The organism is Janthinobacterium pasteuri (assembly GCF_051380775.1).
Classification (GTDB): Bacteria; Pseudomonadota; Gammaproteobacteria; order Burkholderiales; family Burkholderiaceae_D; genus Janthinobacterium.
Genome location: NZ_JBNYXS010000002.1, coordinates 375,921 through 386,877, shown reverse-complemented (window position 1 = coordinate 386,877; position 10,957 = coordinate 375,921). Strand labels below are relative to the sequence as shown.

7 protein-coding genes are annotated in these 10,957 nt (G+C 62.7%); 4 read left to right on the top strand and 3 right to left on the bottom strand.

The window, feature by feature from the left end; genetic code table 11:
* Window positions 1-466 precede the first annotated feature (466 nt).
* Entirely contained in the window at window positions 467-1,204 is a 738-nt protein-coding gene (locus tag ACQ4WN_RS04200) for a YceI family protein (protein ID WP_436550391.1), read from the top strand.
* On the opposite strand, the gene ACQ4WN_RS04195 is transcribed toward ACQ4WN_RS04200, so the two are convergent.
* Window positions 1,167-1,796 carry a LysE family translocator gene (locus tag ACQ4WN_RS04195; RefSeq protein ID WP_436550390.1) on the bottom strand — a complete coding sequence of 210 codons (630 nt, stop codon included), beginning with the start codon at window positions 1,794-1,796 and terminating at the stop codon, window positions 1,167-1,169. The genes ACQ4WN_RS04200 and ACQ4WN_RS04195 overlap by 38 nt on opposite strands.
* A gap of 154 nt (window positions 1,797-1,950) precedes the next feature.
* Here ACQ4WN_RS04195 and ACQ4WN_RS04190 point away from each other — a divergent pair, with 154 nt between their 5' ends.
* A complete protein-coding gene (locus ACQ4WN_RS04190) occupies window positions 1,951-4,854 on the top strand; it encodes a hybrid sensor histidine kinase/response regulator (RefSeq protein ID WP_436550389.1) in 2,904 nt (967 codons plus the stop codon).
* On the opposite strand, the gene ACQ4WN_RS04185 is transcribed toward ACQ4WN_RS04190, so the two are convergent.
* Complete coding sequence (locus ACQ4WN_RS04185; protein ID WP_436550388.1) at window positions 4,839-5,750, bottom strand: alpha/beta hydrolase; 912 nt, start codon at window positions 5,748-5,750, stop codon at window positions 4,839-4,841. The genes ACQ4WN_RS04190 and ACQ4WN_RS04185 overlap by 16 nt on opposite strands.
* A 2-nt stretch (window positions 5,751-5,752) precedes the next feature.
* Window positions 5,753-8,890, bottom strand: a complete 3,138-nt coding sequence (locus ACQ4WN_RS04180) for an NAD(P)-binding protein (RefSeq protein WP_436550387.1) — start codon at window positions 8,888-8,890, stop codon at window positions 5,753-5,755.
* Window positions 8,891-9,062: 172 nt separating this feature from the next.
* Between ACQ4WN_RS04180 and ACQ4WN_RS04175 the strand changes: the two genes are divergently transcribed.
* Entirely contained in the window at window positions 9,063-9,626 is a 564-nt protein-coding gene (locus ACQ4WN_RS04175) for a phosphohydrolase (RefSeq protein ID WP_436550386.1), read from the top strand.
* A gap of 363 nt (window positions 9,627-9,989) precedes the next feature.
* Window positions 9,990-10,589 carry a response regulator gene (locus ACQ4WN_RS04170; protein WP_436550385.1) on the top strand — a complete coding sequence of 200 codons (600 nt, stop codon included), beginning with the start codon at window positions 9,990-9,992 and terminating at the stop codon, window positions 10,587-10,589.
* Window positions 10,590-10,957 lie beyond the last annotated feature (368 nt).

Genomic DNA, 10,957 nt, shown 5'->3' with positions numbered 1-10,957 from the left:
AATTAAATTATCTTGTTGATATTTAACAACACATTTCTCAAATTAATCATTCGTGCCGGAAATATTCAATTTTCTACCGCATAATAATTAGCTGCACCGCCCCATTAAGTTAATATTTAAATAACACACATAAACTATCAAATGCGTAGTTTGCTTTACGAAAGAAATTACCAATATTGATTATCGGAAATTATTTGAATATGTTTTTACCGGCCATAGACAGCATGCCCGGCATGCAATCGCGCACCGCAAACTATTCATTTTCGATCGTATTCCATTCAAATCCATTTCACTTCATGCACGCAGGCAGCCCCGCACGACCGGGCATCGCGCGGCACGCATAGGCCTTGCCAAAAGGGCGCGCACGCGAACCGGCTTTCGCGCCTGCGCCCGGATCGCTTACTATCGTTCCATTGCGCCCTGCGCCGCCGTTGCCCCCTTGTCATCACTTTGCCAGGAGTCCTCATTGTTGCCACATGCCCACCGCTGCACGCTGCTCGCCTGCGCCTGCGCCCTGCTCGCGGCCTGTTCCCCGTTCGCCCCGCCGCCCACCGCCTCGCCGCCGGCAGCGCCAGTCACGGCGCCAGCCATGCAGGTGCCGCAGTGGCAACAGCCGGGCGTGCGTGTCTTGCATATCAGTGCGCAGGAATCGCTGCTGACCATCACCGTGCGGCGCGGCGGCGCGCTGGCCCGGCTGGGACATGACCACGTGATCGCCAGCCGCACCCTGCAGGGCGTGGTGGCGCCTGCGACGGGACGCGCGCAATTCGAGTTCCGGCTCGACGAGATGAGTGTGGATGAAGAGGGCTTGCGCCAGGCGGCAGGGCTGACGACGACACCGTCGGCAGATGCCATCGCCGGCACGCGCCACAACATGCTGCTGCGCGTGCTCGACGCCGAGCGTTATCCTTGGGTGCGTATCGCGGCCCGCCGCACGGGCGAGAAGGAAGTGCTGGAGGCGGACATCACCCTGCATGGCGTGACGCGCACGGTGCAACTGCCCGTGCGCATCACGCAAACGGCCGATGGGAGCGGCCTGCAGGCCAGCGGCAGCCTGTTGCTGAAACAGAGCGACTTCGGCATCGTGCCGTTCGCCGTCCTGGGCGGCGCCATGGCCGTGCAGGACCAGATGGAACTGGCGTTCCGCATTACCGCCCGGCAGGAATTCAGCGCGCCAGGATCAGGCGCAAGCCCAGGCCGATGAAGATGGTACCAGCCACGCGGTCCAGCCACAGGCCGGCGCGCGGGCGGCGGTTGAGCCACAGGCCGACGGCGCCGGAAAAATAGCCGAGCAGGCCGAACAGCACGCAAGCCTGCGCCGTGAAGACCAGGCCCAGCTGCGCCGTCTGCCAGCTGGCATTGCCCTGGCCTGCGACGATGAACTGCGGTAAGAACGAGAGGAAAAACAGCACGACTTTCGGATTGATACTGTTGGCAAACAAACCCTTGCCGAACAGGCGCAGCAGCGATTCGTCAGGCAAGGCCGCCGCGCCATCGACTCTGGCGCCGCCACGGCTGCGCAAGGCGCCGATGCCCAGCCATACAAGGTACAGGCCACCGGCCACTTTCAGGGCGGCAAATGCAGTGGGCGAGGCAGCCAGCAGAGCCGACACGCCGATGGTCGCCAGCACCGTATGCGTGAGGCAGCCGAGGGCGCAGCCCAGGCCGAACGCCATGCCCTGGCGGCGCCCGCGCGACATGCCCACGCCCAGCACCATCAGGTTGTCGGGGCCGGGACTGGCGGTGATCAAAACGGCGGCGGCCAGGAAAGCCAGGAACTGGTCGGGACTGAGCATGAAGGTCTCGCGGGCAAAGGCGCCATGATACCGGAGAAGGCGCCATATCGGCAGGACATGAAATTGTCCGTATGTCACCGAGAGTCGATTAAAATGGGCATTCCACAGCAAACGGCGTTTCCGCCAGTCCGCACGACCATCACCACACTCATCGATGCCAGCCCACCCGCCCCCATCCCGCCACCGCGCTCCCAGCTCCCGCGTCAGCGTCTGGCTATGCGGCTGGCCGCTCCTGCTCGGCCTGCTGTTCGGTCTGCTGGGGCTGGCGGGCGCGGCGCAGGCCGCACCTTTATCGCTGGGCAAGCAAGGCATCCAGCACCTGGGCAGCGGCGGGCAACTGTTTTTCGCCGGACATGACGCCGCGCCTGCCGATGCCGCCAGCCTGCCCGCCTGGCTGGCGCAGCAGCGCCCGGCCGGACAAGTCGACCTCTTCGGCGGCGCCTACTGGCTGCATGCGCAGGTGCGCAACGACAGCAGCGTGGCGGCCTGGGTCATCGACCCGAACGACACCCTGATCGACCTGGTCGACCTGTACGTGTATGGCTCCGCGCCGCACGCGGCGCCGCAAATCTTGCTGACCGGCTACCAGCGCCCGCACGAGTATCTGCTGCACTACGGCAGGAACGTGCAGCTGGCGCCGGGCGCCACGTATGACATCCTGATCCGCTTTTCCAGTCCCTATTACGCGCGCGCGCCGCTGTTCGGCATGAAGACACAGCAGGACTACCGCAAGCTGGTGGGCAAGGAAAATTTTCTGATAGTGGCCTCCATCGGCGCCCTGCTGGCGCTGGGCCTGTTTAATTTCTTCATCTTTTCCATCACCCGTGACAAAGCCTCGGCGTATTACGCACTGTACGTGCTGACCTATGGCCTGGCCTGGGCCATCACCTTCCATGTCTTGGCCGACCTCTTCGACTGGCATCAGCTGCAGCTGCATTACGTGCCCTTTTTCCTGCTGCCCGTCTTCAGCACCCTGTTCTACATGCACTTTTTACAGCTACGCGACTACTCGCCTTTGCTGTACCGCATCAGCAAGGTCAACCTGGTGCTGCCCCTGCTGCTCTTGCCCAGCTGCTTTTTCGCCCTGTCATATGCGCACACCCTGGCCACCATCGTCATCAGCGTCTGGATGCTGCTGGCGCTGATCTGCGGCATCGTCGTCTGGCGTCGCCGCTACCAGCCGGCACGCTTCTTCGTGCTGGGCTTCGTCGCCCTGATGCTGCCCGGCTTCCTGATCCTGCCGGCCAACCTGGGCATGATGCCGGCCATGGTGGCGAACGCCCAGCTGGTGACACTGCTCGGTGGCACGCTCGACGGCTTGCTGCTGGCCTTTGCCCTGGCCGACCAGATCCGCCTGCTGCGCAACAACCTGGAACAGCGCGTGCAGGAGCGCACCCTGGCGCTCACCCTCAGCAACGACGCCCTGCTGAAGGCCAAGGAACACGCGGAAGTGGTCAGCCGCCACCGCATCGATTTTCTGTCCGCCATGAGCCACGACATCCGCACGCCGCTGGCCGGCGTGATCGGCATGCTGAAGTTCGCCCTGCGCGACCAGTCCGTCAAAGGCCGCACGCAGGAATACCTGCGCATCGGCCTGCACAATGGCGTCTCGCTCTTGACCATTCTCAATGACATCCTCGATTTCTCAAAGATCGACGCGGGCAAGCTGACCCTGGAAACCGTGGATTTCGACCTGCTGGCGCTGATCGGCGACGCGGCCGGCATCGTGCAGGGCCAGGCCGACGCCAAGAGCCTGCTGCTGCGCCGTGAACTGGCGCTGGACCTGCCGCGCTACGTGCGTGCCGATCCCACGCGATTGCGGCAAATCCTCATCAACCTGCTGGGCAACGCGCTGAAATTCACGGCGAATGGCGAAGTGCTGCTGGAAGTGCGGCGCGCCCGCACGCCGCCGCGCCCGGACGGCAGCAGCGAGATCACATTCATCATCAGCGATACCGGTCCCGGCATCGACGCGGACACCTTGCCGCGCCTGTTCCAGAAATTCGAGCAGGCCGACCACTCCACCACGCGCCGCTACGGCGGCACAGGCCTGGGCCTGGCCATCTGCAAGGAGCTGGTCGAACTGATGCAAGGCACGATAGGCGTGGAAAGCCAGGTCGGCATCGGCTCGCGCTTCCATTTCACCTTGCCGCTGCAAGACGGCAGCGCGCCGGCGGCCGACGCGCGCCGGCCGGCGCGCCACGCGCGCCACGCCTGCCGCCTGCGCATCCTGTGCGCTGAAGACGTGCGCACCAACCAGATCATCATCGGCACCCTGCTGGAAGGCATGGGACATGATGTGACCATCGTGGAAAACGGCGAGCAGGCGCTGCACGCGCTGGGCACCGGCGCCTACGACTGCGTGCTGATGGATGGCCGCATGCCGCTGATGGATGGCGAACAGGCCACGCGCCTGATCCGCGACGGCGGCAACGCGCAGTTTCCCATTCCCGATGCGCACATCCCCATCCTCGCGCTGACGGCCAACGCCAGCGAACATGACCGGCAACGCTACCTGGCTGCCGGCATGGACGACTTCCTCAGCAAGCCCGTCGACGAAGCGCTGCTATTTGAAAAAATCGACACCGTCATCGACCTGCTGCTGGCGCGCGGCCACGCACTGCCGCCGGCCATGCCCACTGCAGACGACACGCTGGCGCGCCAGTTCGGCCTGGACGACGCGAGCACCGCGGCGCAGGCGGAAACGCCGGCATCGGCCGATCCCATGACTGCACCCGTGCACATCCTGCCGCTGGCAGGCCTGTCGCCGCAGCACTTGCAACGCATCGCGCAGGCGTTCCTGATGGAAGCGCCACGGCGCCTGGACCTGGCATGCAACGCCGTGCGTGATGGCAACGCCAGCGCCGCCGCTGCCGCCTTCCACGCCTTGAAAGGCAGCGCCGGCTACCTGAGCCGCCCCACCCTGCACGGCCTGTGCCACAAGATGGAAGCCCTTGCCTCGAATGGCCAGCTCGATAGTGTGGGACAGTTCCTGCCACAACTGCAGGAAGCGCTGGATGTGGCACGGAGGGACCTGGAAGCTCAGCGCGCCGGCTGAGGCATCCAGCCATGCGATTGCAGCCACGCCAGCAACAGCTGCGGCCAGGCGGCCGGTTCGCTGCCCGGCTTGCCCATGCCCCAGCCATGACCGCCGTGCTGGAACTGGTGCAACTCGACGGGCACGCCCGCGCGGCGCAGGGCCGCTGCCATCAGCACGCTGTTCTCGGGCGGCGCAATCGGGTCGTCCAGCGCCTGCGCGATGAACGTGGGCGGCGTGCGCGCATCGACGAGCAATTCCACCGACAAAGCGTCGCGCGCCGCCTGCGTGGGGTGACTTCCCAGCAACTGCTTCTTCGCATGCGTCGTGTCGAATGGCCGCTGCATGGTCAGCACAGGGTACAGCAGCACGGCAAAGTCGGGCCGCGCGGATGCCCGATCCATCGCATCGACGGGCGCATACAGGGCAGCATCGGGCTGGACGGCCGTCATGCCGGCCAGGTGCGCGCCGGCGGAAAAACCGAGGATGCCAATGCGCGCCGTGTCGATCTGCCACTCGGTGGCGCGCGCGCGGATCATGCGCATGGCACGCTGGCCATCCTGGAAGGGCGCGGTCACGCCGCCGCCTTCCTGCGCCAGGCGGTACACGAGTTCAAACGCCGTGATGCCCTGCGCCTGCAGCCAGGCGGCGGCCGGGCTGCTTTCCTTGCCCGCCTCGATGTGCGCGTAGCCGCCGCCGCTGACCAGCAGGATGGCCGTGCCGTTCGGACGCGCAGGGCGGTGCACGAGCAGATAAGGCTGATCGACCTGCGTGATGGAGCCTTTGGCGCTGTCGCGCTGCGGGCCCGGCGCCGTCCCACCGGGCGGCGCGCCGGGCCACAGCAGGATGGCGCCGGACGGCGCGGCGCCCGCGTGCAGGTGGACAAGGACAAGACTCAGCAACATCAGGCGTTGCATGGCTAGAAGTCCTTTTCGCCCTGGATCACGGCCGGATAACCGGTCATGGCGCGCGACGTTTGCATGCCCGCCATCACGGCCGCTTCCACGCAGCCCGCGTTCAGGCCCGTCCTGATCCAGTCGCCCGTCAGGAACAGGTTGGAAAAGCCCGACTGGTCGGTGGCCAGCCGGTACTGCGTGCTGCCCACTACCGACATCACGTAGCGCTCGGACGGGTCGACGTTGGCGCGCCAGTACTGGCTGTCGAAGCGCGCCGGCCCCGTGCCAGCCTTGGCGTCGACCAGCCATTGCCACGGAAACGCGCCCGGCGCGCCCGCCTCGGGCCACAGCGCGCCGATCTCGCGCTCCAGCTGGTGCAGCGCGCCCTGTTTCGCCTTGGCCGCGCAGCGGGCGGGAAAGCCCGTGTCGGTGACGGGCGGGTAGCTATCGACGGGGAAGGCGCTGCAAAAATACGAGACGTTTTTCGGCTCCAGTCCCGCCGGCCAGTCTTCGTGCGCCAATAATTGATCCATCGGCGCCCAGGTGTCGTACGGCTCCGTGAAGGCCGACAGCACGGGCTGTTGCCCTTTCGGCTGCGTGGTCCAGCCGATCTGCGCCAGGTTTTTGTTGAGCCATACCTGGTAAGCCTGCGTGGCCACGGTTTTTACCTTCTCGGCCGCCAGTTGCAGGGCCGGGCTTTGCGCCAGCAATTGCGGACATAAAGCCTGCAGCGAGCCGATGGAAATGCCGAACACCACCTTGTCGAAATCGACGCCCTTCTGCAATACCGTGACGGGCAGCGCGCGGCCGAACGCCTGCTGATACTTCTGCGGCCAGTCGCTCCAGTACGACTCCAGATTGATTTCCTGCTCTTGCAGCAGCGCCGCCTGGGCCGGCTCGATCTGCGCGTAATCGGGCGCGCTGGGCCAGCATGCCAGGCCTTTGACATCCACCAGCGGCGCGTAGCCGGCGTCCGGGTCCTTCAATTGCACCTGCTGCGTGATGCGGATGCTGTCGATGTCGCCCGCGCCCGGCACCAGCTCTTCCACGCGCTGGAAGAATTTGAATTCCACGCCGCGCTTGCGCAGCACTTCGTACAGGGGCGTAAAGATGGTGTCGCCCATGCCGGCCTGCATCTTGAACATGATGCCGCCCTTGTAGGCCAGGCCGATGCGCGCCATGGCCCGCAGCAAGGTACCCGCCTCGATGTTCGGCTTGGCGAAATCACCGCACTCGTAGGCAAACACCAGGTCGTAAAAGCCCCGCACGGGCGCCGAATTGACGCTGAACTGCTCGTCGCCGCCATGTTTTTTCAGCCAGGCGCGGAAATCGATGTCGTTGATGACGTCAAAGCCATTCTTGAATACGCCATCCTCGAACATGCCTTTCATCACCGTAATGCCCAGGTCCAGGCAGGTGAACAGGCGGCGCAATTCATCGTCGCCATCGATCAGGGCGCGGTAGCGCAGGCGCAGCCAGGCCCGGATGCCGTTCAGGGTGCTGGCCAGCAGCTGGTGGCGCGCCTGGTCGTGGCGTGTGGAGTCCGGCGCCAGGTCGGCCACCAGCGCCGCCAGCGCGCTCACGGACAGGCCCACGTCCAGCCCCAGTTCATCGGCCTGTCCCACCACTTCGTCGGCCAGGCGGCGCAACCAGCCCGGCCACACGCCCTCGCCTTGCGATGTACTGGCGCGCACGATGCGCGCGTCGGCGTCCGCCACCTGGCGGATCTGGCGTATCCACTGCTCGATCCAGCCCACCATGGCAATGGCCATCTGCCACAGGGTGATGTCTTCGCCGCCCTCGCCCGGCTCGCCCGGCAAGGTGGGGAAGACGATGGACCAGTTGCGCCACTGGCCCTTGACGTCTTCCGACAGGGCCACGTAATCGTGCTGCTTGAAAGCGTCGCGCCAGGTGGCCAGCGGGGCGCCCGGTGGACGCTCCAGGCTGGCGTAGGCTTCCTTGATCATCCTGAAGGCGTTCGCATAAAAACCGAACCAGATGTGCAGGCCGTGTTCCTCGATGCGCTGGCCCACCTGTGCATTGCGCCCGCTGGCGCCCTTGCCGCCCAGGCGCCAGCCCAGCTGGTAGACGGTGATCGCGTGCTGGTTTTGCCAGCCCGGCTGACTCGTCAGATAATATGCCGCCGTCATGGCCGCCACGCCACCGCCCAGGATGGCGATCTTTTCCGGTGCGATCTGCGAGTTGTCGACCAATTCCTCGCCTGGCATGGCCGTGAAATCGAAGTTCACATTGAACGGCAATATCGCCGCCTGCGGCCCCAGCTGCAAGCCCAGGGTCTGGTCCAGCGGAAAGCTGTCGAAGGCGTGCAAGGTGCATTCATATTCGTAGCCCAGCAGGCGCGCGCTGTGCAGGCGGTTGATCTCGGCCGGCGCAGCCACCAGGGCCTGGTACACGGCTTTCACGCCCGCGCTGTCGGGGAATTGCTTGAGGAAAATCTGGTCGATGCGGGGCTTGCGCAGCAGCGACAAAATATCGGCCCAGCCGGCTTGATCCATGTCAAAGAAATCGGGGATGGACAGAAAAATCGTGAAGGCTTGCTCGATGAGTTCCAGGAAACTGTTGACGGGTTTGTGCTGCCCCGTCTGCACGGTGGCATTGACTTCCAGCAGCGGGTGCAGCGCCAGTTTGGTTTCCGGCGAAAAATGCTGGAAACCCTTGGCAGCGACGGCACAGCGCAGCGGCTCGCTGCCGGCGGCGGGAATGTCGTATTCGCACAGGTATTTCGGATAGCCGAACAGCTCGCGCCCGTTGATCAGGGCCATCGCGTCATCGACAAAAATATGGCATGGGTACCAATAGATATGCGCGAGCTTGCCCGCCGCATCCATCTCGCCGACCATGATCCAGGTGACGATGTCGACTTCCGTGATCCAGCCCTTGGCCTGGTCGACGGGGTTGCTTGAATCCGCATGGTTGACGCGCGTAAACGTCAGCATCACATACGGCGACAGCGCTTTCAGGGTCATCTTGCGGCCCGCCACCTGGTTCAAGGTGGTATTCACGGTGGCCTGCAGCCTGGCCAGGTCGCCCCTGACGAAATAGCCGTACATTTCCGACTGCTTCAATTGCAGCGGCGAGTGCATCATCACCGAACCGCCCTGATAGATATACGAAGGTCTTGCCGAAGGTATCGCCGTCATTGCCCTGCCCCTGTGAAGTTTCAGACAAACAAGATTGCTACAGTGTATTGAGAAAGTACAATGAATGATATGAAAAAAATGAAAGGATTTGCCAAAATGCATAGGCTCAGCAGGCCGCCACACGCGCGGCGGCCGGGGCAAGCTTGTGCCATCGGGTGTACGATGAAACATCTTGACTATCCGAGCACAGGCAATGATTACCACCGACTACGTTTCCACTTATTCCGGCAACCGTTTTTATCCCTTGCGCCCGCATATCGACAAGGTAGTCATTGAAGACATTGCACACGGCCTCGCGTATCAGTGCCGCTTCAATGGACAGACGCAAGTGTTTTACTCGGTCGCCCAGCACAGCCTGATCGTCGCCGGGCTGGTTCCGCCCCATCTGCGCCTGGCCGCCCTGCTGCACGACGCTGCAGAAGCCTACCTGGGCGATATGGTGAAACCCCTGAAAGTGCTGTTGCCGGAATTTGCCGTGCTGGAAGACAAAGTCAGCGCCATCATCGCCGCCACCTATGGCCTGGATTTTTCCGATTACGCTCCCATCAAGCGGGCCGACCTGATCGCACTGGCCACGGAAAAGCGCGACCTGATGCCGCACTCGGCCGAACGCTGGGCTTACCTTGACGACATCGCCCCCTTGCCCGGTATAATCGAAGCCATGGGTCCGGCCGAAGCCAAGCAGCGCTTCCTGCATGCTTTTGGCCAGCTGGGCGGACTTGGGCTTGCGGCGTGAAGGCGTCTTCGCCGGCCTCGCAAACGGCTGCTAAGCCACGGTTTTTGCACGGCTTTTTTAGATATCCACAGCAACTGTGGATAAAGTTGTTGATAAGCCCCTCTTGACAAGCCGCAACACCAGCATTGATGCGGGTTTCAACAATTTGCTGATTTCACAGGCATTTTTTTACCCCAATAAAATCAATGACTTAGAATCATGCGTTGGCGCTAATGCAAAGTTACTCGACCACCATGAAAATATATTTTTCTGTGCATAAACAATCCTGCTCCAGGCCGTCTTGCCTGAACAGCATTGTTTTGACAAACCCCGCAGACTGGCATAGTGTGGCGTGAGCGAGCACGATCAACGGTGGATAAATGCATGAATATGGATAGCGATAGCGCCGCCAAGGGGGCGGATGAACCCGACTGGCTGGTCGACGAGCCACTCGAGCGGGCAGACGCGGCGGCAGAGCCTGCCAACGCAGCGCCATGGCGCGTGCTGATTGTCGATGATGATGTCGATGTGCACGTGGTGACCAAGTTCGCCCTCAGCCAGGCCAGTTTCCAGGGCCGCAGGCTGAGCTTTCTGCACGCGTATTCGGGCGCCGAGGCGCTCGCCTTGCTGCGCAGCACACAAGATATCGCCGTGGTGCTACTCGATGTCATCATGGAAACCCAGGATGCAGGGCTGCAAGTGGCGCGCCAGGTCCGTGAAGAGTTGCACAACAGTGCCGTGCGCATCATCCTGCGCACTGGCCAGCCTGGCCAGGCGCTGGAACACCGCATCATCATCGACTACGACATCAACGATTTCTGGTGCAAGACCGACCTGACCACGCGCAAGTTGTTCACCACCGTGATCGCCTCGCTGCGCACCTACGCCACCTTGCGCGAAGCACAGCAACAAGTCGCCGAGCTTGCCGCCGCCCTGACCCACTGCGGCGACGCGCCAGCGGTACCGGCCAACGACACTCCCTGAACCAGCGCCGCTACTTTTAGTCATAAAAACAAGAGCACTGGATAGGCATACAGGCTTGTGCAAGGCCCCATTTTGGCCTGCCGCGACGCTGCATTTGCTGCACCGATCCGGCGTTATTATCTAAGTGGCGGATTGTTAAGCGCTTTTTCAGATATCCACACGGACTGTGGATATCTTTGTGGATAAGCGCCTATTGACAGCTCTCAAAGCCACAGCCCGTGCGGCTTTCAATAAACTGCTCAATCAAACAGCAAAAATAAAACCCATTAAAATCAACCACTTAAAAAGTCACACATAGTCACAAGAAAATTATTTCGTCAGTTTCGCTAACCCATCATTTGTGCATAACTGAGACTTAATGATCAATC